The organism is Allosphingosinicella sp. (genome assembly GCF_036403745.1).
Lineage (GTDB): Bacteria > Pseudomonadota > Alphaproteobacteria > Sphingomonadales > Sphingomonadaceae > Allosphingosinicella.
This window is the reverse complement of the sequence record NZ_DASWQI010000044.1, coordinates 38727-63418: the sequence shown is the minus strand read 5'-3', so window position 1 is coordinate 63418 and position 24692 is coordinate 38727. Positions and strand designations below refer to the sequence as shown.

Here is a 24692-nt window from a genome sequence, read left to right as displayed (position 1 = left end):
AGATTGACGATCAGCCAGGTGAGCCGGCGCTTCGCCGTCTCCAGGATGGGCTCGTTGATGTCGCCCTCGCCGGCGCCCGACATGAGGAGGACGTCCTCGGAGGCTTCCTCCTGGATGATGTGGACGATGTCGTCGACCGTGATCATGCCGACGAGCCGGCCCGACTGGTCGATCACCGCGGCGGAGATGAGCGCGTATTTCTGGAAGCGCAGCGCCACTTCCTCCTGGTCCATGTCAACCGGGATCAACGTCTGCTCGCGCTTCATGATGTCGGCCATCGGCGTTTCGCGCCGCGCCCGCAGCACCCAGGACAGCATGCAGGTGCCGATCGGGTGGTGGAGCGCGTCGACGACGAAGATTTCCCAGAATTCGGTGGTGAGGTCGTCGCCGGCGCGGAGGTAGTCGATCACCTGCCCGACCGTCCAATGCTCGGGCACCGCGATCAGGTCGCGCTGCATCAGGCGGCCGGCGGAATCTTCCGGGAAGGAGAGCGCTTCCTCGATCGCGGCGCGGTCGTCGGGGTCGAGCTCGCGCAACACGGCGCGCTGCTCCTCCTCCTCCATGTCCTCGATCATGGCGACGGCGTCGTCGGTCTCCATGTCCTCGGCGAAGTCGGCGACCTGGCGGGGATCGAGATCGTCGATCAGATCCTCGCGGACATGGTCGTTCATCTCGGCGATGACGTCGCCGTCGAGGATGTCGCCGAGCGCCAAAGCGAGGGCGTGGCGCTCGTCCGGGTCGACCAGTTCGAACAGGTCGGCGACGTCGGCGGGGTGGAGCGGCTCGACGAGGCCGCGGACGCCCGCGGCATCCCCAGCCTCGACCCGCTCCATCACCTCGCGGACGAAATCGGCCTTCAGCCGGTCGTCCTCGTCGAGGCGGGTGTCCTGCGGGGGGAGCGCGGACGCGGCGGCGGGCGCTTCGAGATCGCTTTCGCTCATCGCCCTCTCCTGCCGGCCATCGATGGAATGTGCGCGCTTCCTAGGCCGCGTCGCCGCGTCTGTCGAGTTGGGGGAGGGGGTGGCGCGCGCCCGGCGCCGGGCCTATCTGCCGGAGCCGACAGACAGGAGATTTGCCGCCATGGCCGATGAAATGAACACCTTGGTCCTCACCCTCGACACCGGCGGCGACGTCGTCATCCGCCTTCGCCCCGATGTCGCGCCCGGCCACGTCGCGCGAATCCGCGAGCTGGCCCAAGAAGGCTTTTACGATGGCGTCGTCTTCCACCGCGTCATTCCCGGCTTCATGGCGCAGGGCGGCGATCCGACCGGCACCGGCACGGGCAGCTCGAACAAGCCAAACCTCCAGGCGGAATTCTCCAACGTGCCGCACGTCCGCGGCGTCGCCTCGATGGCCCGGGCGCAGAATCCGAACAGCGCCAACAGCCAGTTCTTCATCTGCTTCGACGACGCCCGCTTCCTCGACAACCAGTACACCGTCTGGGGCGAGGTTATCGAGGGCATGGAGCATGTCGACGCGCTCCCCAAGGGCGAGCCGCCGCGCCAGCCCGGCAAGATCGTCAAGGCGACCCTCAGGCCATGAGGCCGTGAGCGGGCGGCCGGTCACCCTCGTCACCGGCGCTTCGGCAGGGCTCGGCGTCGAATTCGCCCGGCTCTGCGCGGCGCGAGGGGACGAATTGGTGCTGGTCGCCCGGCGCCGGGAGCCGATGGAGGCGCTCGCGGCGCAGATCGGCAAGGCGCATGTCTTCGCCGCCGATCTCGTCGTACCCGGCGCCGCGGCGAAGCTGATCGGCGACATCGAGTCGCTCGGCTTCGAGATCGAGACATTGATCAACAATGCCGGCTTCGGCCTTTCCGGCCGCTTCGAGGCGCTGCCGCTCGATCGGCAGACCCAGATGATCGACCTCAACGTCCGGGTCCTCACCGAGCTGTGCCGGCTGGTCTTGCCGCGCATGCAGGCGCGCCGCCGCGGCTTCCTCCTCAACGTCGCCTCGACCGCGGCCTTCCAGCCCGGGCCGAACATGGCCGTCTATTATGCGAGCAAGGCTTACGTCCTCTCGCTGACCGAGGCTCTGCACGAGGAGGCGAAGGGCACCGGCGTCCACGTCACCGCCCTGTGCCCCGGCCCGACCGCCACCGAATTCTTCGACGTCGCCGGCGCCGCCGACGGCAAGCTGGCCAAGCTCGCCGTCCAGCCGCGCGCGGTGGCCGAGGCGGGGCTCGCCGGCGTCGCCCGCAACAAGGCGATCGTCGTCCCCGGCCGCATGAACAAGGTCACCTCGCAGGCGCCGCGTTTCCTGCCCCGCGGCGTGATGCGCCGCATCGTCGCCGCGATCAAAGCCTGAAGGCCGTTCAGCCGCGGCTCAGCGGCGCGCGTAGAGGATTTGAGTATGACTATGAACCCGTCCCGCCGCCGCTTCTTCCAATCGACGGCCGCCGCGGGCGGTATCGCGGTTCTCGGCCCGAAGGCGGTCCTCGCCCAGCAGGCGGCGGGGACGTTCACGCCGGAAATGTTCGGCGCGAAGGGTGACGGCGTTGCCAACGACAGCCGCGCCTTCGCGATGCTCGGCCACGCCGTCAGCGAAGCCGGCGGCGGCACCGTGACGCTGCGCAAGACGACCTACATCGTCGGCGGCCAGACGCGCGCCGTCGCCCCCACCTCGCTTTATTATTTCAGCCCCGTCGAACTCATGGTCTTCAAGGGCTGCACCAAGCCGGTGACCGTCCGCGGCAACGGCGCCAGGCTGAAATGCGCCGACGGCCTTCGCTACGGCGTCTTTGACCTCGAAGGCCGGCGGGTGGACAAGCCGATGCCCTATCTCGGCCCCGGCGTCGCGGCGCCGTACAACGCGATGATCCGTGCCGAAAAATGCTCTGGTGGTATTGAGATCTCCGACCTCGAGCTGGACGGCAATCTTCCCGGCCTCGTCATCGGCGGCCCCTATGGAGACACGGGCCGACAGATACCGACCATGGGGATCGCCCTTCTCGACAATTCGGGGCCTGAACTGATCCGCGAGGTCCACAGCCACCATCACGCCATGGACGGCCTCCTGATCGACGGCCTCGATGCCGCCGCCCCGCGCCTGCCGAAGCGGCTGATCCAGGGGCTGCGCTCCGAATATAACGGCCGTCAGGGGGCGAGCATCATCGGCGGGCGCGGCTATGTCTTCGAACGGTGCAAGTTCAACCATACCGGCCGCTCGGTGATCGAAAGCGCCCCCGCCGCCGGCGTCGACATCGAGGCGGAGAACGGCAAGAAGAACCGCGACCACAGGTTCATGGACTGCGAGTTCATCGACAATGTCGGCTGCGGACTGGTCGCCGACAGCGGCGACAGCGACGGCGGCACTTTCACCCGCTGCACCTTCGTCGGCACCACCGCCTGGTCGATCTGGCCGTTCAAGCCTAATTTCCGCTTCAACAACTGCCGGATCGTCGGCGCGGTGGTCAACGCGTGGGGCGACAAGGACGTCGAGCGCGCTACCCAGTTCAGCGACTGCCTGTTCCTCGACGACCCCGCGCTCGCTCCCGGCGGCAAGATTTATTACGGCGGCAAGCCGTCCGGCCCCGTGGTCGAGCTGTCGCAGGGCCTCAACGTCCTCTTCCGCCGCTGCACCTTCCGCCTGACCCACCAGGGCCAGCTGCCCTGGAGCTGGTATGCGATCTACGAGGATTGCAAGATGTCGCAGCACTCGCCAGGCCAGGCGTTCCCGAAGGGGAAATATCGCGGCTACAACGTGCTCACCGGCAATGTCGACCTCTACGGCACCTGGGTGGGCGGCGTGCTGGTGGCCAACGGAACCCGGCTCGAGAAGGTGCAGATGGGCGGCAAGACCTGGTGAGCGGCTCCGTTCAGCCCTCACCGTTCGCGAACAGCCAGTCGTGGAAGATCCGCACCGGCCGGCGCGCCATCGACGAGCGCCGGCACGCGAACCAGTAACTGTAGGGACTCTCGACGGCGAGGCCGAACAGCCGCACCAGCCGCGCATCGTGGGATTCGCGCAAATGGCTCTCCAGCATGAAGGCGACCCCCAGCCCCTGCGCGGCGGCGTCGAGGATAAGCTGGCCCGAATCGAAATGGTCGATCGCCGCGGGCTGCAGGTCCGGCATGCCGACCGCCTCGCGCCAGTAATCGAACGTGTCGGGCAAATCGCGGTGGAGGAAGATGGTGGCGCGGGAGAGCTCCGCCGGGTCGCGGATCGCCTCCGGCCCTTCGGTGAGGCTGCGGGCGCCGATCGCCACCACCCGGTCCTGCGCGTCAATGCGGCAGGAATAGAGGTGCGGCTCGATCTCGCCGGCCACGACGATGACGGCGTCCAGCCCTTCATCGAGCCGCGCCAGCCCGTGCGCCGCAGTGTCGATGTCGATGTGGAGCTCGGGATGCGCCGCCCGCAGCTCGGGGAGGTGCTGCATCATACGCTGGGACGCGAAGAGCGGCGGCACGCCGAGGCGCAGGCGCATCAGCTCCTGGCTGCCCAGCGCCCGCTCCATCGCCAGCGCCAGCTGGTCGAGCGCCGGCGCGATCTCGGAGAGGAGCTGCTCGCCCTCGCCGTTCAAATGGATCGACTGGTGGCGCCGCTCGAACAGCGCGTGGCCGACGAATCGCTCGAGCGACTGGATGCGCCGGGTGAGGGCGGGCGAGGAAAGCGCGAGCGCTTCCGCTGCGGCCTTCACCGACCCGAGCCGCGCCACCTGGACGAACGCTTCAATCGCGGTGAGGGGCGGCAGCCTGCGCATCGGGCATATTCCTTTTATGTTGCAACGCACTAGCGAATGGTTGCGCTCACAACGTCGCAAAACTGCGATTCCTGCACGTGCAAACTATGCATCTATATAATTGTTCTTCGCACTTGCACAATGGCTGCTGCGGCGCGACAACAGCCCTGCCTTTCAGGCATCCTCTCCTAACAAAACTTCCGGCCGGTCCCTTGGGACCGGCCTTTTTTTGCGCCCGCCGCCTTCGCAGGACCGGGCCTTTTTTTCGTACCGCGGACCCACCGGGGTGAAAGCACCGTTGTCGAGACTTATCTCACCCGCCGTAACGATGAGGAGCCCGAAGGTGGCCGACGAGGAAAAGCAGCCGCCGCGGCTGCAGGTGGCGACGATGCGGCCCGAGGATAGCGGCCGCGGCCTCGCCCGGCTCCCCCGCCGCCTGATGGCCCAGCTCGGTTTGGCCGAGGGCGACGTCATCGAAGTCGCCGGCAAGCGCGCCACGCCCGCCCGCGCCGTCGCGCCCTATCCCGAGGATGAGGGGCTCGACATCATCCGCCTGGACGGCCTCCAGCGCGCCAACGCCGAGATCGGCTCGGGCGATTTCGTCACTATCCGCAAGGCCGAGTCGAAACCCGCCCAGCGCGTCGTCTTCGCCCCGGCGCAGAAGAACCTCCGCCTCCACGGCTCGGCGCAGGCGCTGAAGCGCAGCTTCGGGATGAAGCCTTTGACCGCCGGCGACATCGTCGCGACCACGGGCCAGCAGCAGGTCCAGCGCGGCGACATCCCGCCCGAACTGCGGCAGATGCTCGCCTCGCCGGCCTACGCCCTGCAGGAAATCCGCCTCACCGTCGTCTCCTCGACGCCCAAGGGCATCGTCCATATCGACGCCAATACCGAGGTCGAGCTCCTCCCCGAATATACCGAGGCTGCCGAGGCCCGCCGCGCCGACGTCACCTATGACGATCTCGGCGGCATGGGCGCGACCATCGACCAGCTGCGCGAGATGGTCGAGTTGCCCTTGCGCTACCCCGAAATCTTCGAGCGCCTCGGCGTGGATCCCCCCAAGGGCGTGCTCCTCTATGGCCCGCCCGGCACCGGCAAGACCCGCCTCGCCCGCGCCGTGGCCAACGAGAGCGACGCCAATTTCTTCCACATCGCCGGGCCGGAGATCATGGGCTCGGCCTATGGCGAGAGCGAGCGGCGCCTGCGCGAAGTGTTCGAGGAGGCCGGCAAGGCCGCGCCGTCGATCATCTTCATCGACGAGATCGATTCGATCGCACCCAAGCGCGGCCAGGTCCAGGGCGAGACGGAGAAGCGCCTCGTCGCCCAACTCCTTACCCTCCTGGACGGGCTTGAGCCGCGCCAGAACACCGTCGTCATCGCCGCCACAAACCGGCCCGAGGCGATCGACGAGGCGCTGAGGCGCCCTGGCCGCTTCGACCGCGAGATCGTCATCGGCGTCCCCGACGAAGGCGGCCGGCGCGAGATCCTCGGCATCCACACCCGCGGGATGCCCTTGGACGGCGGCGTCAATTTGCCCGAGCTGGCGCGGCGCACCTACGGCTTCGTCGGCGCCGACCTCGCCGCTCTGGTCCGCGAAGCGGCGATCGAGGCGGTCCGCCGCATCATGCCGCAGATCAACCTCGCCGAAGGCACGATCCCGCCCGAGGTGCTCGACAACCTCTCGGTCAAGGGCAACGATTTCGAGGAGGCGCTGAAGCGCGTCCAGCCCTCGGCGATGCGCGAGGTGATGGTCCAGGCCCCGAACATCGGCTGGGACGATATCGGCGGCGTCGACGACGCGCGCGAGCGCCTGAGGGAAGGCGTCGAGCTGCCCCTGAAGCACCCCGAAGCGTTCAAGCGCATGGGCATCCGCCCGGCCAAGGGCTTCCTCCTCTACGGCCCCCCCGGCACCGGCAAGACCCTCCTCGCCAAGGCGACGGCGCGCGAGGCGGAGGCGAACTTCATCGCCACCAAATCGTCGGACCTGCTCTCGAAATGGTATGGCGAGAGCGAGCAGCAGATCGCCCGCCTCTTCGCCCGCGCCCGCCAGGTCGCGCCGACCGTCATCTTCATCGACGAGCTCGATTCGCTGGTGCCGGCGCGCGGCGGCGGCCTCGGCGAGCCGCAGGTCACCGAACGCGTCGTCAACACCATCCTCGCCGAAATGGACGGCCTTGAGGAACTGGGCTCGGTCGTGGTGATCGGCGCCACCAACCGCCCCAACCTCGTCGACCCCGCTCTCCTCCGCCCGGGCCGCTTCGACGAGCTCATCTACGTCTCGGTGCCCGACGAGGCGGGCCGCCGCCACATCCTCGGCATCCATACGGCTAAGATGCCGCTCGGCGACGATGTCGATCTCGACTCGCTCGCCCGCCGCACCGACCGCTTCACCGGCGCCGATTTGGAAGACCTCGTCCGCCGCGCCGGCCTTTTCGCGCTGCGTGCCTCGATGGAGGCGGTGACGGTCACCATGGCGAACTTCGACAACGCGCTGGAGGAAACCCGCGCCAGCGTCACGCCGGAAATGGAAAAGGATTACGAGCGCATCCAGGCCAGCCTCAAGCAGGACGCGATGAGCAGCGCCGCCGGCATCGGCTTCATCGCCCCCGGCATGCTCACCCCGCGCGGGCCGAAGGGGTAGCGACCGGCAAGTCCCGGAAACCCAACGCCCCGCCGCGCGCGGCTAGGCAGGGCGTGCGGAACACGGGCCGCCCTTGCCTTCGCCGCGTTCTTTTGCCAACGCAGGGCGCTTCAAGCGAAATCCAGACGGGACCTGGCATGACCTTCACCGGCGAACAAGCACAACGGAGCCGCGCCTACGCCCGGCGCAGCGGCGGCGGCCCGCTCTGGCAGTTCCTCCGCGGCTTCCTGAAGCACCCGGTCATGGTCGGCTCGGTGATCCCGTCGTCCAAAGTCCTCATCGACAAGATGCTGAAGCCGGTCGACTGGGCGAACACGAAGCTGTTCGTCGAATACGGCCCCGGCGTCGGCACCTTCACGCAGGAGATTCTCAACCGCCTCGCGCCGGACGCGATCCTGCTGACCATCGACACCAACGCCGATTTCACCATGTACCTGAGCGCTAAGATCCGCGATTCGCGCCTCCGTGCGGTGACCGGCTCCGCCGCCGACGTGCGCACGATCATGGGCGATTTCGGCCTCACCCACGCCGATTACATCCTCTCCGGCCTGCCTTTCTCGACCCTGCCGACCGGCGTCGGTCCGAAGATCGCCGAGGAGACCGCCGAAGCGCTTCGACCCGGCGGCGCCTTCCTCGTCTACCAATTCTCACCGAAGGTTCGGCAGTTCATCGCCCCGTATTTCAACCGCCTCGACCGCGGCTTCGAATGGATCAACATCCCCCCCGCGACCTTATTCTGGGCGTGGAAGGACTGAGAGGCCGAGCGTAGCGACGCCGGCGCCACAGGCGCCGCCGGAGCAGCGCGAAGGGACCGCGAAGGCCGGCCGGCGGGTCGCGCCTGCGAACCCGACCGACGTCACGGGATTTAGTCCCGTGACGGCCCTAGCGCCCCGTCTATCGCCCCACCCCAGGCAGGTTCAGCCGCCGCGTAATCCGATAATCCGCCACCGCGACGATGAAATAGCCGATCGCCCAGCGCAGCCGGTTGAGCAGCGTCCGCTCCTTGCGGTGCGCTTCTCGCGTAATCTCGCGGCTCGCCGCCGCCTCGCCGTCGAAGAAGCGGCGCATCTCCGCCGCAAACGCCGGATCCTCCACCCGCAGCATCAGCTCGAGGTTGAGGAACAGGCTCCTCATGTCGAAATTCGCCGAGCCGATGTGGACGACGTCGTCGACGACGAACAATTTGGTGTGGAGCTTGGTCGGCTCATATTCGAAGACCTGGACGCGCCGCTTCAACAGGTAGCTGTAGAGGCTGCGCGCCGCCGCGATCGTCGCATTGTTGTCGGATTTCGCCGCGGTGATGAGGCGGGTTCGTCCGCGGCGCGCCACCTTCGTCATCCGCCGCAGCATCGGCGGCGCGGGGGCGAAATAGGCCGCGACGATGTCGAGCCGGGTCGCGGCGAGCATGTCCATCCGCACCGCCCGCGCCCAGGGGCTCAGCCGGCGGGTCGGCCCGCCGAACAGCCAGTGCATCTTGCCCTCGGTGACGCTGTGCTGCTGGAGCATGCGGCGCAGGTCGCGCATCCGCGCGTTCGGCGCCTGCGTCCAGCAGAACAGCCGGTCGAAATAGTCCATCAGGCAGGCGACGCTCTTGCCCTCCACCTCGAGGCCGATGTCGCGCCAGGCGCCCTCCTCCGCCGTGCCGAAATAATCGTCGGAGATGTTGAAGCCGCCCATCATCACCCGCCGGCCGTCGGCGAGCGCCAGCTTCTGGTGGTTGCGGAGGAGATATTTGCGCCCCCAATGCGGGCTGAACCGGCAGAAATGGACGGGACTGTCGATCAGCGGCTGGAAGAATTCCATATTGCCGGTCGATCCGAAGCCGTCGACCAGCAGCCACACCTTCACTCCCCGCCCGGAGGCGGCGATCAGCGCGTCGCGCACGCGTGTGCCGGCGCGGTCGTCCATGAACATGTAGTATAAGAACCGCAGCGTCTCCCGCGCTTCCTCGATCAGGCGGATCAGCGCGTCGAGCCGGTCGGGTCCCTCCGGATAGAGGGTCAGCCGGTTGCCCGACACCTCGCCCTCGACCCGGTTGTGACCCCCGCTTTCGCCCATCGGACGGGCATGGCGGCGGCGGCGGGCGCGGGCAAGCCTTCTTCCGGAAACATTGACTTTCGGCGCCATCGTCCGTATCTCGCCGCCTTCTCCTTCCAGCATCGTTTCCACACGGAGCTCCCCCAATGGCGCGCGTTACCGTCGAAGATTGCGTCGACAAGATCCCCAACCGGTTCGACCTGGTGCTGCTCGCCGCCCAGCGCGCGCGGCAGGTGTCGGGCGGCGCCGAACTCACCATCGATCGCGACCGCGATAAGAATCCGGTCGTTGCCCTGCGCGAAATCGCCGAGGAGACGGTGAAGCCGAAGCATCTCGAGGAATCGCTGGTCAACAGCCTGCAGCGCGTCCAGGTCGACGACGACGAGGCGCCGGACGAGATCGGCTCGCTCTCCGCTTCGGCCGAGGCGCTGCGCCTCACCGCCGCGGCCCCGCCCCGCAACAACAATGCCGGCGGCGACTACGAGTAAAGAGAAGGCGCCAGGCCGCGAGGCCGGCGCCTTCTTCCTTTTCGACACGGCGCTCGGCCGCTGCGCCCTCGTCTGGCGCGGCAAGGCCATCATTGGCGCGTCCCTTCCCGAACGCGACGACGAGGCGATGCGCCGCAGTCTCGCGCGCCGCTTCCCTGGCGCCGTCGAGGCGGAGCCGCCCGCCTTCGTTCAGCACGTAGCGCACCGCATCGCCAGGCACTTCGCCGGCGAGCGGCAGGACTTTGCAGACGTCCCGTTCGCCCTCGCCGCCTCAGCCTTCGAGACTGCCGTCTACGCCGCCGCGCTGGCCATCCCCTGCGGCGAAACCCGCACCTACGGAGAGCTTGCCCGCGCCGTCGGCCAGCCCCAGGCGGCGCAGGCGGTCGGCATCGCGCTTGGCCGCAATCCGGTGCCGATCCTGGTTCCCTGCCACCGCATCCTCGCCGGCGGCGGCCGCAGCGGCGGCTTCTCGGCGCCGGGAGGCGTCGCTACCAAGTTCCGCATCCTGGAAATCGAAGGCGCCCGCCTACCCGGCGAGACGGCGGGCCTGTTCGAAGCCCTGCCGCTGGCGGTGAAACCCGCCTAAAGCTCCGAGCGGTCTACCCATTCGAGCTGGCCGCGGCTGAGCGGGTGGCCGTCGGCGTCGCGCGGCTGCATCGAGGCGATCGGCCGGCGGGTGGCGCGGTCGACCAGCACTTGCCCGCTCGGGCCGCTCGACACCCAACGCTCGCCCCATTCCCGGAGCGAAAGCAGCACCGGCAGCAGGTCGAGCCCCTTGTCCGTGAGGTGGTAGGCGACCCGTCGCCGGTCGGCCGGGTCCGGCTCGCGCCGCAATATCTCGTTCTCGACGAGCCGTGCCAGCCGGTTGGAGAGGATGTTGCGGGCGATCCCCAGGGTCGACTGGAATTCCTCGAAATGGTGGAGGCCGTTGAAGGCGCCGCGCAGGATCAGGAACGACCAGCGCTCGCCCACCGTCTCGAGAGCGGCGGCGATCGAGCAGTTCCGCAGCATTTCGCGATGGCGTTCGAGGTCGAGCACGAAGGCGATCCTAACGGCTTTGCACAGGCTTGAATATGGGCCTCGCTTTTATCGGTTGCAATATGAAATGAATCAGCTAGTGAGTTGCACATCGAAACCTTGTTTCAGGAGGCACTCTCATGCTGACCGCCGTCGTCGCCCTGCTCCTCGCCGCCCCGCAGGCGCCTTATTATGCCGCGGAACCCGCTGCCGCTCCGGCCAAGTCGCAACTGGTCGCCGGCGAGCTTCTCTGGCGCTGCGCCGGCGACGGCTGCTTCGCCGGCAAGAGCGATGGCCGACCGGTCGTCGACTGCCAGGCGTTCGTCCGCACCGTCGGGCGGGTGAAGAGCTTCGCCGTCGCCGGCGCGCCGCTGCCGGCCGATCAGCTCGAAAAGTGCAACGCCCGCGCCCGCTGATCCTCACAAAACTTGCATCGCCGCGGCGCCGCACCCAATGAGGGTGCGGTGCTGAGGCAATATGAACTGGTCGAGAAGGTCCGGTCCTACGATCCGGACGCGGACGAGGCGATGATCAATCGCGCCTACGTCTTCTCGATGCAGAAGCACGGCTCGCAGAAGCGGGCCTCGGGCGATCCCTATTACAGCCATCCGATAGAGGTGGCCGGCATCCTCACCGATCTCCACCTCGACGACGAGACGATCGTCACCGCCATCCTCCACGACACGATCGAAGACACGGTCGCCACCGCCGAGGAGGTCGAGAAGCATTTCGGGCCGAACGTCGCGCGGCTGGTCGACGGCGTCACCAAGCTGTCGAAGATCGAGGCCCAGTCCGAAAGCCAGCGCGCCGCCGAGAATCTCCGCAAATTCCTCCTCGCCATGTCGGACGACATCCGCGTCCTGCTCGTGAAGCTCGCCGATCGGCTGCACAACATGCGCACCCTCCACTTCATCAAGAGCGAGGAGAAGCGCCGCCGCATCGCCAAGGAAACGATGGATATCTATGCGCCGCTAGCGGAGCGGATCGGCATGTACGAGTTCATGACCGAGATGCAGACGCTGGCGTTCCGCGAACTGGAGCCCGACGCCTACGCCTCGATCGCGAAGCGGCTGGAGCAGCTTCACAAGGGCGAGGGCGACCTCATCGAGCGCATCGCCCGCGGCCTCAAGGCGCATCTCGAGGCGCACGGCGTCGAGGCGCAGGTCCAGGGGCGCGAGAAGCATCCCTTCTCGATCTGGCGCAAGATGGCCGAGCGCCACGTCAGCTTCGAGCAACTCTCCGACGTCATGGCCTTCCGCGCCGTCGTCGGCAGCCACGAGGAATGCTACCGCACCCTCGGCCTCATCCACCAGCGCTGGCCGATGGTGCCCGGCCGCTTCAAGGACTTCATCTCGACCCCCAAGCGCAACGGCTACCGTTCGCTCCACACCACCATCATCCACGACGAGCAGATGCGGATCGAGATCCAGATCCGCACCGCGGACATGCACGCCCAGGCCGAGCACGGCGTCGCCGCCCATTGGGCCTACAAGGTCGGCGTTCCGGAAGAAGCGACTGCGGATCATCCGTGGATCAGCGACCTGGTCGAGATTTTGGAACATGCCGGCTCGGCGGAGGAGCTGCTCGAACATACCCGCATGGCGATGTACCAGGATCGGATCTTCGCCTTCACACCGAAGGGCGAGCTGATCCAGCTCCCCAAAGGCGCGACGCCGGTCGATTTCGCCTACGCCGTTCATACCGATCTCGGCGACCAGACCGTCGGTGCGAAGATCAACGGCCGCGTGATGCCGCTCCGCACGCCGCTGGAGAATGGCGATCAGGTCGAGATTCTTGTCTCCAAGGCCCAGCACCCGCAACCCGCATGGCTTAGCTTCGTCGTCACCGGCAAGGCGCGCGCCAAGATCCGCCGCTTCGTCAAATCGAAGGAGCGCGAGGAGACGGTCGCCCTCGGCCGCAAGATCTACGACGAGATCGTCCAGCGCCTGCCGCAGCCTCTGGGCTGGGAGGCGATGGCCGAGGCCCTGAAGCGGCTTCACCTCCACGACGACGCCGCGCTGATGGAGGCGATCGCGCTGAAGCGCGTGTCGGACGTGGCGGTGATGGAGGCGCTGATCCCCGGCTCGACCGGCAAGGACGGCGTGAAGCCGCCGCCGCAGCGGACGGCCATCTCGATCAAGGGCCTGACGCCCGGCGTCGCCTTCAAGCTTGCGCAATGCTGCCACCCGATCCCCGGCGACCGCATCGTCGGCCTGCGCCGGGAGGACGAGGAGATCGAGGTCCACGCCATCGGCTGCGACACGCTCGCCGCCGGAGTCGATGCCGATTGGGTCGATCTCGCCTGGGGCGACGAATCGGACGGCGGCACCGCCCGCCTCTGCGTCGTGGTGCGCAACGAGCCCGGCGCGCTGGCGGCGGTGGCGGGCGTGCTCGGCACCTACGGGGCGAATATCGTATCGATGGAGCAGGTCAGCCGCGACGGCAGCTTCCACACCTTCCACTTCGATCTCGAAGTGCACGACGTCCAGCATCTCATGCGCATTCTCGCCGCGCTGCGCGCCACTGAGACGGTGGCGAGCGCCGAGCGGCTCTGACGGACTTGGGGGAGGGGCGGCGGTGGACAGCAAGACGACCTACGGCGGCTACCTCGACCTCGAGTCGCTGCTCGCCGCCCAGCATCCGCTGTCGGACCAGCCCGACGAACTGCTGTTCATCATCATCCACCAGACCAAGGAGCTGTGGCTGAAGCAGGCGCTGGCGGAGCTGGTCCTGTCGGCGGCGCTGATTCGCGCCGACCGCCTCGTCGAAGTCCACAAGAGCCTGTCGCGCGTGTCGCGAATCCAGGCGGTGATGACGTTGAGCTGGGACGTGCTCGCGACGATGACGCCGTCCGATTATTCCAGCTTCCGGGAGGTGCTCGGCTCCAGCTCGGGCTTCCAGTCGGCGCAGTTCCGCGAGCTCGAATACCGGCTCGGGCTCAAGGACGGGGGGCATCTGCGGTTCCAGGAGGAGGGGTCGCCCAATTATGCGGCCCTGCTCGCGGCGCTCGAATCGCCGAGCCTGTGGGACGAAGCGAATGCCGCGCTCGCCCGGGGCGGATTTCCGGTCCCCGAGGCGGCGCTGAAGCGCGACTGGCGCGAGCCCTACCAGCCGAGCGACGCGGTCGAGGCGGCGTGGACCGAGGTGTACCGCGACCCGCACCGCCACTGGCCCTTCTACCAGCTGGCCGAAAAGCTGGTCGATCTCGACGACGCGCTCACCGCGTGGCGGCAGAAACATGTGCTCACCGTCGAGCGAATCATCGGCATGAAGCGCGGCACCGGCGGTACCGCCGGCGTCTCCTATCTGCAGTCGACGCTCGGGAAGCGCGCCTTCCCCGAGCTGTGGTCGCTCAGGACCCGCCTGTAGGACGGTAAGGCGCGCCAGCCCGAATCGCGGCAATCTCCTCCGCGGCGATCTTCTCGCGGGCGCCGAGACTGGGATGGCTGCGGAATATCTGGGGAAACCAGTCGAACTTGCCGAGGTAGCGGCGCCAGAAGGGAATGGCGGCGTCGAGATTGTAGCCGGCCGCCGCCATCAGCCGCAGGCCGAACCGGTCCGCCTCGGCCTCACGCTTCCAGATATTGCTGGGATGGATGCCGAGCCCGGCGAGAACCCCTTCCTCGCTGCGAGTGGCCGGATGGCCTAATATGTCGTGGGCCATTTCGTGACCGAGGACGACGGCGAGTTCGTCGTCGCTGCGGATATAGTCCAACATCGCCGTCGTCATGATGACGTACCTGCCGCTCGCAAACGCATTGGTCTGGGTCGACCGGGCGAGCCGGACCCGGCCGACGCATGCCGGCACCGAATCGAGGCGAACGCTTAGCTCCCGCCCCTGCCGGAGCACCCGAAGCTCGGCGGGCCCGCCGCGCAGCGCGTCCTCGAGCTGCCTCTCGGTCGCTTCGAGACTCGCACGCCACACCGTCCGCTCGCGAATCGCGGCGATCTCAACCGGGGAGCGAAAGGTGCCGCCGTTGACGGAGAGGAGCACGTCGCCCGCGACCAGCCCGGCCCGAGACGCGGGGCTGCCGGCGATCACGCTGAGCACACCGGGGCCGCGGTCTAGGCCGTAGCGCGCGATCATCAACGACCGGTCCGCGACGTCATATTCCGCGAGATGGTGGAAGAGCAAGCCGGTGAGCGGCCAAGGCGAGGGGCAGAGCGGCCGCCCTGCAAGCGCCAGCCGATACGCGACCTTCGCGACTCGCAGGTCCGCGCGCCGCAGGGTCGATTCGCCCTCGAGGCCTGCTTCGCCGGAGGCTGGGGAAGCGCCCGGGGACAGCTGTGCGCCGACGCGCACCGGAGCAAGCAGCGCTATTGCCAAGAGGAGCGCGACGGATCGGCGCATCTTATCCGCCTTCTTCGGACGCAAAAAAGTGGCCGGATGAAGCATTCTTCACCCGGCCATATTTCACAGACTGGCGAGTATCCGCCGCCCCGTTACGGGCTGTGCGGAAGGTCGCCGTCGTTGTTGCCCCGCGTCGCGGCGATGATGCCGAGAATGATCGCGATGAGCGCGATCAGGGGGATGATGAAGCCGCCGCGGAGCTCGCTGCCCGAGACGCTCTCACCCGACGGCGCGACCTCGGTCGCCGCCGCAGAGGTCTGCGCAGCGGCCATGGTCGGTGCCGCAATCAACGCAACCGAGGCGGTCGCAGCGATAATTCCTTTGAAACCCACGTCAGCTTCTCCCTTCGTACTCGAGTCTGATCTTCTCGATTTCAGCGGCCGTCCTATCCGAGCAGCCACTGGCTGTCTAGTCCCGAATAGGATCGACCTCATAAACCGTCGAAGCGCTCCGTATCCCCGTCTAGTTTACGAAGCTTGAACCGCACAACCCCTGTTCGGCTGCAAGGTTCATCCCCGCCCAAAGAAGGCGGGCCGGCTGTTGCACGAGAGCGACACTCGTCTGAGGCCCTCCGGGGGGCGGCGCCGTGGCCATTGCGCCGAAACCGATCCTGTTTCAGAAGCCTCGCCGCGCGAAGGCGGGCGAGAGGAAGCGACTTGGCGGTTCAAATCGTGCTTCGGAAATTGACAGCCTGGCTGGCCGCCGCTTTGCTTCTCGCCGGCGCCGGGCCCGCAGCCGCGGCCGTCACCATAACCTTCTACTCGCACGAGCTCGGCTCGTCCTTCCCCCACGCCTTCGTGACGATGGCGGGGGCGCCCGATCGGGGAGGGGCGGCGCTCAACGTCGATTACGGCTTCAGCGCAAAGACGATCAGCCCGGCGATTCTCTGGGGCCGGGTGTCGGGGGAGGTCATCTCCGACCACGGCGCCGCCTACATACGCGGCAGCGACCGCCATTTCTCTCTCACCCTGTCGGATGACGAATATGACCGCGTGATGGCGACGATCGCCCGGTGGCGGGCCTCGCCGCAGCCCTCCTACGATCTGGGAAGCCACAATTGCGTCCACTTCGTCGCGGATCTGGCCAAAACCATCGGCATGGCGGCCGACACCCCGGCGAAACTGATGAAGAAGCCGCGCTCCTACCTGGAGCATGTCACCGCCGAAAATCATGGATGGCTCGCGGCGCATCATGCGACCTTCTGGCGGGCACCCAAGGCCCCGGCCGGACCTGAGCCAAAGCCGGCGCATCCGCTCCGCGTTCCATCTTCCCGAGCCGCTTCGTCTTGACTTTGGAGCGCGCATCGACCTTAGCGACAGGCGAGCGCAGCCTCCCAAATCCCATCTTATGTGAGTGAGAATGAGCGTTTTTCGCACCGAGAAGGTCGTCGTCCTCGGCCTTGGCTATGTCGGCCTCCCACTCGCCGTGGCGCTGGCGAAGAAGTTCGACGTCACCGGCCTCGATATCGATACCCGCCGCGTCGAGGAGCTTCAGGCCGGCACGGACCGTACCCGCGAGGTCGAGCCCGAGGCTCTGAAGGCTTCTACCCTCGCGCTGACCAGCACCCCCGACGACTGTCGCGGCGCGGACATCTACATCGTCACCGTGCCCACTCCGGTGGATGGCGACAACCAGCCCGACCTGCGGCCGGTCGTCGGGGCCACCCGCTCGCTGGCGGCGCTTCTCGATCCGGCGCGTAAGCCGATCGTCGTCTATGAGAGCACCGTCTACCCGGGCGTGACGGAGGAGGTGTGCGGGCCGCTGATCGAGGAGGTCTCCGGCCTCGAGCGCGGCAAGGATTTCTTCCTCGGCTACTCGCCAGAGCGGATCAATCCGGGCGATCGCGAGCACACCGTGGACCGCATCGTGAAGGTCGTCGCCGGCGAGAATTCGGAGGTGCTGGAGCGCCTTGCCGCCCTCTACGGCGCCGCGACGAGCGCCGGCGTCTTCCGCGCCGCTTCGATCAAGGCGGCGGAAGCGGCCAAGGTGATCGAGAACGCGCAGCGCGACATCAACATCGCCTTCATGAACGAGATCACCCAGATATTCGCGAAGCTCGATCTTTCGATCTGGGACGTGCTCGAAGCGGCCGGCACGAAGTGGAACTTCCTCAAGTTCCAGCCGGGCCTCGTCGGCGGCCACTGCATCGGCGTCGATCCTTATTATCTGAGCTTTCGCGCGCAGCAGCTCGGCCAGGAGCCGAACGTCATCCTCGCCGGCCGCTCGATCAACGACCGCATGGGCGCGTGGGTGGCCGACACGCTCCACGAACGTCGCGGCGGCGCCGGGAGCGCCCTCGTCATGGGCCTGACGTTCAAGGAGAACGTGCCGGACCTCAGGAACAGCAAGGTGATCGACGTGATCCGCCGGCTCGAAGAGCGCGGCCACACCGTCACCATCCACGATCCCCTCGCCGACGCCGCCGAGGCGCGGCACGAATATGGGGTGAAGCTGGACGGCGGCGCGCTCGAGCGGAGCTACGACCTCGTCGTCGTCGCCGTGCCGCACGAAGCCTATCGCGACCTGCCCGACGACAAGCTCGCTTCACTCGTGGCGGAAGGCGGTCTGCTCGCGGACCTCAAGAACCTCTACGCCCGCCGCACGATCTCGGGCGTGGAGCGCTGGTCCCTCTGAGCCTTCCTCCTCCGACGCGCCGCGTCCGGAGCGTCAGAGACCGTGATAGGTTCGATACCAGTCGACGAACTTCGGAATGCCCTCCGCGATCGTCGTGGTCGGGGCGAAGCCGAGGTCGCGCTGGATGGCGCTGATGTCGGCAAAGGTGTCGCGCACGTCGCCGGGCTGCATCGGCATCAGCCGCCGCTCGGCCTTGCGGCCGCACGCCTCCTCGATCAGGTCGATCATGTGGGTGAGCTCTTCGGAGCGATGGTTGCCGATATTGTAGAGCCGATGCGGCGCGCGGCTGCCGCCGGCTTTCTCAGCGCCGTCGTCCGGCGCGGGATTGTCCGAACAGGCGACGACGCCGGTGACGATATCATCGACATAGGTGAAGTCGCGGCGCATATTGCCCTCGCCGAACACCTGGATCGGCTCGACGGCGAAGATCGCCTTCGCGAACAGCCACATCGCCATGTCCGGCCGCCCCCACGGGCCGTAGACGGTGAAGAAGCGCAGGCCGGTCTGCGGGAGCCGGTAGAGATGGGCGTAGGTCTCGCTGATCAGCTCGTCCGCCTTCTTGGTGGCGGCGTAGAGCGACAGCGGATGGTCCACGCGGTCCTCGACGCGGAACGGCAGCGTGTCGTTGCCGCCGTAGACGGACGAGGAGGAGGCGTAGACGAAGTTCGACGCCTGGCGGTGCCGCGCCACTTCGAGCATATTGAGATGCCCGACCAGGTTCGACTGCACGTAAGCCCGCGGGTTTTCGATCGAATAGCGCACCCCGGCCTGTGCGCCGAGGTGGATGATGCGGTCGAAATCCCGCCCCTCCAGCGCCCGCTCCAGCGCCGCATGGTCGGCGAAATCCACCTCGACGAACGAGAAGCGCTCCTCCTTCGCGAGCTCCGCCAGCCGGTCGCGCTTCAGTTGGACCGAATAATAATCGTTGACGTTATCCAGCCCGATGACGGTCTCCCCCCGCGCCAGGAGGCGGCGGCTGACGTGAGAGCCGATGAAGCCGGCGGCGCCGGTGACGAGGGTTGCGGGCATGGAGAAAAGGGTTCCGTTCAAAGGGCTGCGCCGCGCTTAGACGAAAGCGCCGGGCGCTTTCAACGGCGGCGCGGCTGTGGACTTGGCGGCGGCTTTTCCTCTAACGCCTCCCGCGTATGACGTCCCTCCGGGGGAGCTGAGGGCCAGGTACAGGCGTGACCGTCACTTCGAAGATCACCAGCACGCGCCGCACCTTGTGGCACCGCATCCGCTTCCAGCTCGGAATCGGCCTGCTCGCGGCCGTGCTCATTCCCTACGCCATCCGCTACCAGTTCGACATCCGGGCGGGCGATCTCGCGGCCCTCAACGATTCGCTCATCGCGACGACGCTGGCGCTGATCGCCGGCTATTACGCCTTCCGCCGCGTCTCCCATTACCCCGGCGTGCGCGCCTCCTATCACATCTTCCCGACCTTCGCGGCGACCTACGGCGTAGCGCTGGCGGTCTTCTTCTTCCTCCGCCTGAACTACAGCCGCCTCCATTTCCTCGGCAGCTTCGTGGTCTGCGTCGGCTGGTATTATATCGTCTATTTCAAGCTGCAGCGGCAGCAGCGGCTGACCATCGGCGTCGTCCCGTTCGGCGAGGTCGAGCATCTCTTCAGGATCGAGGAGGTGCGCTGGGTGACGCTTGGCGACCCCGAGGCGGACGAGCATGGCTGCGACGCCATCGTCGCCGATCTGCGCTCCGACATTCCGGATGCATGGGAGCGTTTCCTCGCCGACAGGGCGCTGGCCGGCACGCTCGTCATGCACGTCAAGCAGATGGAGGAATCGCTCACCGGGCGCGTCGCGATCGAGCATTTGTCGGAAAACAATCTCGGCTCGCTCATTCCCGGGATCGTCTATGCGAAGGTCAAGCGGGTGTGGGACTTTGCGGTGAGCCTCGTGCTGCTCCCCATCCTCCTCCCGTTCCTGCTGCTCGTTGCCCTGCTGATCCGGCTCGATTCGCCCGGGCCCGTGCTCTTCCGGCAGGAAAGGATGGGATACAGGGGCGAGAAGTTCCGCATGTTCAAGTTCAGGAGCATGCGCGAGGCCGTCGTGGGGCACGACGCCCGCAACGCCGCGATGACACAGGACGACGACGCGCGCGTCACCCGGCTCGGCCGGCACCTGCGCCGCTACCGGATCGACGAGCTGCCGCAGATCGTCAACATCCTCAAAGGCGAGATGAGCTGGATCGGCCCGCGCCCGGAGGCGGTGCCGCTCTCGCTCTGGTACGAGGCGGAGTTGCCCTTCTACCGGTACCGGCACATCGTCCGGCCCGGGATCACCGGCTGGGCCCAGGTCCGCCAGGGCCACGTCGCCGACGTCAGCGACGTCTTGTGGAAGCTCCAGTACGATTTCTACTACATCAAGAACTTCTCGTTCTGGCTCGACCTGCTGATCGTCGCCCGAACGGTGCGCACCATCGTCAGCGGGTTCGGCGCGCGCTAGAGCGCCGCGCTGAGGCCGGCGCGCTACGGCAGCCGCAGCTCTCCCGAAACGACCTGCGGCCACCCTTCCCAGTCCAGCCGGTAGAAGAACTCCGCCTCCGCGCCCGTCGCCTGAATGTAGTTGAACAAGGCGCGGGTCTCGTGGCCGGAAAATTCGTCGAAGATGAAATGATACCTCTTGAAGCGCTCACCCAGCTTGAAGAGCAGGTACAGCGTGGAGGAGTAGAGGTCGGCGTCAAAGTGGACGACCAGCGCCCGACCGGCGGCAGCCTGCTCCAGCTCGTCCATGATGGGTGGCAGGCTGTCCCGGAACCAGCCCTTCACGAACTTCACCCGATCGTCGTCGATCCGCGGCAGGTTGCCACCAACGTCGAAACGCTCCGCCTGCATGCCCCGCCAATCTTCGGGCAGGCCCTCGAAGGAGTCGAAGCCGTAGAAACGGGAGTCGGGAGAGGTGTTGAGCTTGACGAAGAAGCGCGTCGATTCACCCTTCCAGACCCCGAATTCGAGGAGGAGCAGGTCAGGAGTCTCGATTCTCTCGAGCGTGCGCTGCCACAGCGTTTCGCGGCCGCGCTCGATGATATTCTCCCACCCCGAACCGACCGGGTGGATCGTTTCCGCGGCGGCCAGCGAAACTGCCGGTTCGCGCTCGGCGATGGCATATTCCGTCAACTTCTCGAGCAGCTCGCGGCCAAGGCCTCGCCCCACCCCACGTTTGAGGTGCGCCTTCAAAGACATGCCTGCTCCCTTTGGTTTTGCTGCCGCACCCATTGGCCGCAAATTGCCGTGGCGCAAGGTCTCGCGGATTTGCACCCTGCCCCCGCGGTCCGCTGCCATCGTGAGGATCGCACCGGCTTCTCATCCGGCCGATGCAAGGCTAGGCGGCGCGCAAGGCGTCGGCCGACGGCGAGGCGCTCGCCCGGTGCCACGCCTGGAACATCAGCACCGCCCACAGCGCCGGCGTCGCGTCGCGGCGGCCGGACAGATGCTCCTGCCACCGGCGCTGGACGCGGGCGGCGTCGAAATAGCCTTCTCCGGCCATCCGCCGCGGATCGAGCAGGTCCTCCGCCCAGGGCCGCAGCGACCCCTTGATCCACTCCCCCACGGGAATTGCGAACCCCGCCTTGGGCCGCTCGAACAGCGCCCGGGGCGCCTCCCGATAGAGCAGCTCGCGCAGGATATGTTTCCCCTTGCCGCCCCTGACCTTCATCGACACCGGGATGCGCGCGGCGAGTTCGGCGACGCGGTGGTCGAGAAAGGGGACGCGGGTCTCGAGGCTCACGGCCATCGAGGCGCGGTCGACTTTGCACAAGATGTCGTCCGGCAGATAGGAGACGGCGTCGCAATACATCATCCGCACCGTGTCCGGCGCACCGGGCGTCACGTCGAGGTCGAACCCCCGGCCGCCGTGGGCGCCCAGCACCGGCGAGCGCTCGAAGCTCCATTCGTCGAGGAAGCTGTTGTAGACGTCGTCGAAGCTGCCCGCGGCGCCGGCGATGCGCAGCGCCTTCTGCATCTTCGCCCCGAAATGCGGCTGGCGCTTGCCCGGCACCAGGTTCCACACAGACGAGGGCAGCCGGCTGAGCGGCCTTCCGACGAGGCTGCGCACCGGGCGCGGCAGCATCTGCAGCCGCTGCCACAGCTTCGGTGCGGCGAAATGGCGGTTGTAGCCGGCGAACAGTTCGTCGCCGCCGTCGCCCGACAGCGCCACCGTCACCTGCTCGCGGGCGAAGCGGCTGACGAGATGGGTGGGGATCTGGGACGAATCGGCGAACGGCTCGTCGTACATGGCCGGAAGCAGCGGGATGACGTCCCGCGTCTCCTTCACCGTCACATAGCGTTCGTTGTGAACGGTGCCGAAATGCTGCGCCACCGCCTTGGCATATTCCGCTTCGTTGAACCCCGCTTCTTCGAAGCCGATCGAGAAGGTGCGGACCGGCTGGGACGAATATTTCTGGTAGAGGGCGACGACGGTCGAGCTGTCGATTCCGCCGGAGAGAAAGGCCCCGACCGGAACGTCGGCCACCGCCTGGCCGCCGATCGCCTGCGCCAGCGTCGCTTCGAGCCGCTCCAGCGCCTCCGCCTCGTCCTCGATCGGCTCCGCGAAGCCGCGGCGCACGACGTCGCGATAGGACCAGTAGCGCCGTAGCGTCACGCCGCCCTCGCTCGTCCCCTCGTGCGGCGCTTCGTCGCGCGGCGCGGCGACGGCGGCGGGCGTGACGGTGAGGATGCAGCCCGGCTCAAGCTTGTAGAGGCGCTCGTAGATGGACAGCGGCGCCGGGATGTAGGTGCGGGCGGCGAGCAGCCCGAGCGCGCGGCGGCTGACGGGATTGGCGAAGCGCGGGTGGGCGCGGATCGCCTTCAGCTCCGAGGCGAAGACGAAATCGCCGCCGGCCCAGCCGTAATAAAGCGGCTTCTCGCCAAAGCGGTCGCGGGCGAGGTGGAGGAGGCGCTCCCTCTTGTCCCAGACGGCGAGGGCGAACATGCCGACCGCCTTCCACAGGGTCGCCTCAAGGCCCCAGACGGCGATACACTCGGCGAGGGTCTCAGTGTCCGAATGGCCCCGCCAGGCCGTGCGGTTACCCGACGCGTCGAGTTCCGCCCGCAGCGCCATATGGTTGTAGATCTCGCCATTATAGCTGAGCACCCAGCGGCCGTCCGACGCCGCCATCGGCTGGTGGCCGAGCGGCGACAGGTCGATGATCGACAGGCGCCGGTGGCCCAGGCCGATCCCGCCTTCGGCGTCGGTCCAGACGCCCTGGTCGTCCGGTCCGCGGTGGGCGATCGGGTCGGTCATCCGCCGCACCAGCGCCGGATCCGGCCGCCCCGCCGTCAGCAATCCCGCGATACCGCACATTCGATCTGGTCCGTTTCGAGAAGTGGGACCGTCACTTAGGCGCTTGGCCGCCCCTCGCCAAGCAGCCGGTCGACCACCGCGGCGAGCGAATCCTGCCAGTGGGGCGCACGGTAGCCGAACGTGTCCGCGAAGCGCGTCGAATCGAGCCGGCTGTTGAGCGGCCTTGGCGCCTTTGCGGGGAATTCAGCGGTCGTAATAGCCTCGACCTCGGCGGACGGTCCAGCGCGCGCGCCGCTGAGGGCGAAGATCTCTCGCGCGAATCCCGCCCAACTCACCGCACCGGTGCCGGCGAGATGATAGGTGCGTCCCAGGCCAAGTGCCGGTTCCTCGCGCCACGCCGCGATCATGGTCAGGATGCCGTCGGCGATATCGAAGGCCGAGGTGGGGTTGCCGACTTGATCGTCGACCACGCGGAGCACCGGCCGGGACTGCGCGACGCCCAGCATCGTCTTGACGAAGTTGCGGCCGAACGGGCTGTACACCCACGCGGTGCGGAGGATCGCATGGTCGCGAAGGGCGGCGCGGACCGCCGCCTCCCCTTCCAGCTTGGTGCGGCCGTAGACGCTCCGGGGGCCGGTCGGATCGTCCTCGCGCCAGGGCCGGTCGCCGCTGCCGTCGAACACATAGTCGGTCGAAATGTGGACCAGCCGCGCCCCCGCCTCCTGCGCCGCCTCCGCGAGGGCCTTGGGCCCCGCGACGTTGAAGGCATAGGCAAGGTCCGGCTCGTCCTCCGCCTGGTCCACCGCCGTATGGGCGGCGGCGTTGACGATGATCTCCGCACTCGACGCGCGAACGGCGCGGCGCAGGCTGTCCGGATCGGCGAGATCCACGTCGGGCCGCCCGACGAAGCGGACCGCCACGCCGTGGGCGGCGGCCCGTTCTGCAAGGCTGCGGGCGAGCTGCCCCTCCCGCCCGAGAACGAGGATGCCGCTCATTCGCCGAAGTGGAAGACGGGCGGCGCGTCCGCCAGCAGCGGCGCGCCACGGTCTTTGTCGGAGAGGATCGGCGTGCGGCCCTCGAGAGGCCAGTCTATGCCGATCGCCGGATCGTCCCAGCGGATCGCGCGGTCGTGCTCCGGCGAATAGGGCGCCGAGACCTTGTAGACGACCTCAGTGTTCGGCTCGATGGTCATGAAGCCATGGGCGAAGCCGGGCGGCACGAGGATCTGGTTCCACGCCTCGGCCGAGATGACCAGGCCCACCCATCCGCCGAATGTTGGGGAGCCATGGCGGATATCGACGGCGACGTCGAAGATCGCGCCGCGCACCACCCGCACGAGCTTGGCCTGCGCGGCAGGCGGTACCTGGTAATGAAGGCCGCGCACCACCCCTGCTTCGACCGAGAGGCTGTGATTGTCCTGGACGAAAGGCACCTCGATGCCTTCGGCCGCGAGCGCGGGCGCGCTCCAGGTCTCGGAGAAGAAGCCGCGCCGATCGGCAAATCTCTGCGGCACGATCTCGACGAGATCGGGCAAAGCGAGGCGGCGGACCAGCGGCATTCTGTCTCCTTGTCGCCGGCGCCATGCCG

At 67.6% G+C, this 24692-nt stretch carries 24 protein-coding genes; 13 read left to right on the top strand and 11 right to left on the bottom strand.

Annotation, left to right across the window (positions count from 1 at the left end):
- Positions 1 to 941, bottom strand: a 941-nt coding sequence (locus tag VGC56_RS08370) for a magnesium transporter (protein ID WP_464124435.1), incomplete at its 3' end; no start/stop codon positions are given.
- Between the two features lie 139 nt (positions 942 to 1080).
- Between VGC56_RS08370 and VGC56_RS08365 the strand changes: the two genes are divergently transcribed.
- From VGC56_RS08365 to VGC56_RS08355, 3 genes are read left to right on the top strand one after another with little or no spacing between them, the layout of a single operon-like run.
- Positions 1081 to 1542 carry a peptidylprolyl isomerase gene (locus VGC56_RS08365; RefSeq protein ID WP_464124434.1) on the top strand — a complete coding sequence of 154 codons (462 nt, stop codon included), beginning with the start codon at positions 1081 to 1083 and terminating at the stop codon, positions 1540 to 1542.
- Between the two features lie 4 nt (positions 1543 to 1546).
- Positions 1547 to 2305 (top strand): SDR family NAD(P)-dependent oxidoreductase, encoded by a 759-nt coding sequence (locus tag VGC56_RS08360; RefSeq protein ID WP_464124433.1) that lies wholly within the window; start codon positions 1547 to 1549, stop codon positions 2303 to 2305.
- 45 nt (positions 2306 to 2350) lie between these two features.
- Entirely contained in the window at positions 2351 to 3805 is a 1455-nt protein-coding gene (locus VGC56_RS08355; RefSeq protein ID WP_464124432.1) for a right-handed parallel beta-helix repeat-containing protein, read from the top strand.
- 10 nt (positions 3806 to 3815) lie between these two features.
- Here VGC56_RS08355 and VGC56_RS08350 read toward each other — a convergent pair whose 3' ends face one another.
- A complete protein-coding gene (locus VGC56_RS08350) occupies positions 3816 to 4700 on the bottom strand; it encodes a LysR substrate-binding domain-containing protein (protein WP_464124431.1) in 885 nt (294 codons plus the stop codon).
- A 307-nt stretch (positions 4701 to 5007) separates the two neighbouring features.
- Here VGC56_RS08350 and VGC56_RS08345 point away from each other — a divergent pair, with 307 nt between their 5' ends.
- Both VGC56_RS08345 and VGC56_RS08340 read left to right on the top strand, forming a co-directional pair.
- The gene (locus tag VGC56_RS08345) at positions 5008 to 7320 is read left to right on the top strand and encodes a CDC48 family AAA ATPase (protein ID WP_464124430.1); all 2313 of its coding nucleotides are present in this window, start codon (positions 5008 to 5010) and stop codon (positions 7318 to 7320) included.
- A 137-nt stretch (positions 7321 to 7457) separates the two neighbouring features.
- The gene (locus VGC56_RS08340) at positions 7458 to 8075 is read left to right on the top strand and encodes a class I SAM-dependent methyltransferase (protein ID WP_464124429.1); all 618 of its coding nucleotides are present in this window, start codon (positions 7458 to 7460) and stop codon (positions 8073 to 8075) included.
- A gap of 139 nt (positions 8076 to 8214) precedes the next feature.
- Here VGC56_RS08340 and VGC56_RS08335 read toward each other — a convergent pair whose 3' ends face one another.
- Positions 8215 to 9480, bottom strand: a complete 1266-nt coding sequence (locus VGC56_RS08335; protein WP_464124438.1) for a phospholipase D-like domain-containing protein — start codon at positions 9478 to 9480, stop codon at positions 8215 to 8217.
- 23 nt (positions 9481 to 9503) lie between these two features.
- Between VGC56_RS08335 and rpoZ the strand changes: the two genes are divergently transcribed.
- On the top strand, positions 9504 to 9845 hold the full coding sequence (gene rpoZ, locus VGC56_RS08330; protein ID WP_464124428.1) for a DNA-directed RNA polymerase subunit omega: 342 nt from the start codon (positions 9504 to 9506) through the stop codon (positions 9843 to 9845).
- The gene (locus VGC56_RS08325) at positions 9823 to 10431 is read left to right on the top strand and encodes a methylated-DNA--[protein]-cysteine S-methyltransferase (RefSeq protein ID WP_464124427.1); all 609 of its coding nucleotides are present in this window, start codon (positions 9823 to 9825) and stop codon (positions 10429 to 10431) included. The genes rpoZ and VGC56_RS08325 overlap by 23 nt, the downstream gene beginning before the upstream one ends.
- Here VGC56_RS08325 and VGC56_RS08320 read toward each other — a convergent pair.
- Positions 10428 to 10883 carry a winged helix-turn-helix transcriptional regulator gene (locus VGC56_RS08320; RefSeq protein ID WP_464124426.1) on the bottom strand — a complete coding sequence of 152 codons (456 nt, stop codon included), beginning with the start codon at positions 10881 to 10883 and terminating at the stop codon, positions 10428 to 10430. The genes VGC56_RS08325 and VGC56_RS08320 overlap by 4 nt on opposite strands.
- A 119-nt stretch (positions 10884 to 11002) precedes the next feature.
- Here VGC56_RS08320 and VGC56_RS08315 point away from each other — a divergent pair, with 119 nt between their 5' ends.
- From VGC56_RS08315 to VGC56_RS08305, 3 genes are read left to right on the top strand one after another with little or no spacing between them, the layout of a single operon-like run.
- Entirely contained in the window at positions 11003 to 11278 is a 276-nt protein-coding gene (locus tag VGC56_RS08315; protein ID WP_464124425.1) for a CC_3452 family protein, read from the top strand.
- A gap of 48 nt (positions 11279 to 11326) precedes the next feature.
- Positions 11327 to 13417: a RelA/SpoT family protein gene (locus tag VGC56_RS08310; protein ID WP_464124424.1), complete on the top strand. Its 2091-nt coding sequence runs from the start codon at positions 11327 to 11329 to the stop codon at positions 13415 to 13417.
- 22 nt (positions 13418 to 13439) lie between these two features.
- Positions 13440 to 14231 (top strand): tryptophan 2,3-dioxygenase, encoded by a 792-nt coding sequence (locus VGC56_RS08305; protein ID WP_464124423.1) that lies wholly within the window; start codon positions 13440 to 13442, stop codon positions 14229 to 14231.
- Here VGC56_RS08305 and VGC56_RS08300 read toward each other — a convergent pair.
- On the bottom strand, positions 14215 to 15213 hold the full coding sequence (locus VGC56_RS08300; protein ID WP_464124422.1) for a M48 family metalloprotease: 999 nt from the start codon (positions 15211 to 15213) through the stop codon (positions 14215 to 14217). The genes VGC56_RS08305 and VGC56_RS08300 overlap by 17 nt on opposite strands.
- A 92-nt stretch (positions 15214 to 15305) precedes the next feature.
- Positions 15306 to 15545, bottom strand: a complete 240-nt coding sequence (locus VGC56_RS08295) for a hypothetical protein (protein ID WP_464124421.1) — start codon at positions 15543 to 15545, stop codon at positions 15306 to 15308.
- A gap of 324 nt (positions 15546 to 15869) precedes the next feature.
- Here VGC56_RS08295 and VGC56_RS08290 point away from each other — a divergent pair, with 324 nt between their 5' ends.
- Positions 15870 to 16502, top strand: coding sequence for a hypothetical protein (locus VGC56_RS08290; RefSeq protein WP_464124420.1), 633 nt, complete (start codon positions 15870 to 15872; stop codon positions 16500 to 16502).
- A gap of 70 nt (positions 16503 to 16572) precedes the next feature.
- Complete coding sequence (locus tag VGC56_RS08285) at positions 16573 to 17847, top strand: nucleotide sugar dehydrogenase (protein ID WP_464124419.1); 1275 nt, start codon at positions 16573 to 16575, stop codon at positions 17845 to 17847.
- Between the two features lie 33 nt (positions 17848 to 17880).
- On the opposite strand, the gene VGC56_RS08280 is transcribed toward VGC56_RS08285, so the two are convergent.
- Complete coding sequence (locus VGC56_RS08280; RefSeq protein ID WP_464124418.1) at positions 17881 to 18876, bottom strand: GDP-mannose 4,6-dehydratase; 996 nt, start codon at positions 18874 to 18876, stop codon at positions 17881 to 17883.
- Positions 18877 to 19031: 155 nt separating this feature from the next.
- Between VGC56_RS08280 and VGC56_RS08275 the strand changes: the two genes are divergently transcribed.
- Positions 19032 to 20309, top strand: a complete 1278-nt coding sequence (locus tag VGC56_RS08275) for a sugar transferase (RefSeq protein WP_464124417.1) — start codon at positions 19032 to 19034, stop codon at positions 20307 to 20309.
- Between the two features lie 23 nt (positions 20310 to 20332).
- On the opposite strand, the gene VGC56_RS08270 is transcribed toward VGC56_RS08275, so the two are convergent.
- From VGC56_RS08270 to rfbC, 4 genes are all read right to left on the bottom strand, one after another.
- Complete coding sequence (locus tag VGC56_RS08270) at positions 20333 to 21079, bottom strand: TylF/MycF/NovP-related O-methyltransferase (RefSeq protein ID WP_464124416.1); 747 nt, start codon at positions 21077 to 21079, stop codon at positions 20333 to 20335.
- Between the two features lie 106 nt (positions 21080 to 21185).
- On the bottom strand, positions 21186 to 23165 hold the full coding sequence (asnB, locus tag VGC56_RS08265) for an asparagine synthase (glutamine-hydrolyzing) (protein WP_464124415.1): 1980 nt from the start codon (positions 23163 to 23165) through the stop codon (positions 21186 to 21188).
- A gap of 35 nt (positions 23166 to 23200) precedes the next feature.
- Positions 23201 to 24100, bottom strand: a complete 900-nt coding sequence (gene rfbD / locus VGC56_RS08260; RefSeq protein WP_464124414.1) for a dTDP-4-dehydrorhamnose reductase — start codon at positions 24098 to 24100, stop codon at positions 23201 to 23203.
- Positions 24097 to 24663 (bottom strand): dTDP-4-dehydrorhamnose 3,5-epimerase, encoded by a 567-nt coding sequence (rfbC, locus tag VGC56_RS08255; RefSeq protein ID WP_464124413.1) that lies wholly within the window; start codon positions 24661 to 24663, stop codon positions 24097 to 24099. Before rfbC ends, rfbD begins: the two co-directional genes overlap by 4 nt.
- Between the last annotated feature and the right edge of the window lie 29 nt (positions 24664 to 24692).

Coding starts and splice junctions, on each gene's coding strand:
- VGC56_RS08365 (WP_464124434.1), top strand. CDS start 1,081: ATGGCCGATGAAATGAACACCTTGGTCCTCACCCTCGACACCGGCGGC.
- VGC56_RS08355 (WP_464124432.1), top strand. CDS start 2,351: ATGACTATGAACCCGTCCCGCCGCCGCTTCTTCCAATCGACGGCCGCC.
- VGC56_RS08350 (WP_464124431.1), bottom strand. CDS start 4,700: ATGCGCAGGCTGCCGCCCCTCACCGCGATTGAAGCGTTCGTCCAGGTG.
- VGC56_RS08345 (WP_464124430.1), top strand. CDS start 5,008: ATGAGGAGCCCGAAGGTGGCCGACGAGGAAAAGCAGCCGCCGCGGCTG.
- VGC56_RS08340 (WP_464124429.1), top strand. CDS start 7,458: ATGACCTTCACCGGCGAACAAGCACAACGGAGCCGCGCCTACGCCCGG.
- VGC56_RS08335 (WP_464124438.1), bottom strand. CDS start 9,480: ATGCTGGAAGGAGAAGGCGGCGAGATACGGACGATGGCGCCGAAAGTC.
- rpoZ (WP_464124428.1), top strand. CDS start 9,504: ATGGCGCGCGTTACCGTCGAAGATTGCGTCGACAAGATCCCCAACCGG.
- VGC56_RS08325 (WP_464124427.1), top strand. CDS start 9,823: ATGCCGGCGGCGACTACGAGTAAAGAGAAGGCGCCAGGCCGCGAGGCC.
- VGC56_RS08315 (WP_464124425.1), top strand. CDS start 11,003: ATGCTGACCGCCGTCGTCGCCCTGCTCCTCGCCGCCCCGCAGGCGCCT.
- VGC56_RS08300 (WP_464124422.1), bottom strand. CDS start 15,213: ATGCGCCGATCCGTCGCGCTCCTCTTGGCAATAGCGCTGCTTGCTCCG.
- VGC56_RS08285 (WP_464124419.1), top strand. CDS start 16,573: ATGAGCGTTTTTCGCACCGAGAAGGTCGTCGTCCTCGGCCTTGGCTAT.
- VGC56_RS08280 (WP_464124418.1), bottom strand. CDS start 18,876: ATGCCCGCAACCCTCGTCACCGGCGCCGCCGGCTTCATCGGCTCTCAC.
- VGC56_RS08270 (WP_464124416.1), bottom strand. CDS start 21,079: ATGGGTGCGGCAGCAAAACCAAAGGGAGCAGGCATGTCTTTGAAGGCG.
- asnB (WP_464124415.1), bottom strand. CDS start 23,165: ATGTGCGGTATCGCGGGATTGCTGACGGCGGGGCGGCCGGATCCGGCG.
- rfbD (WP_464124414.1), bottom strand. CDS start 24,100: ATGAGCGGCATCCTCGTTCTCGGGCGGGAGGGGCAGCTCGCCCGCAGC.
- rfbC (WP_464124413.1), bottom strand. CDS start 24,663: ATGCCGCTGGTCCGCCGCCTCGCTTTGCCCGATCTCGTCGAGATCGTG.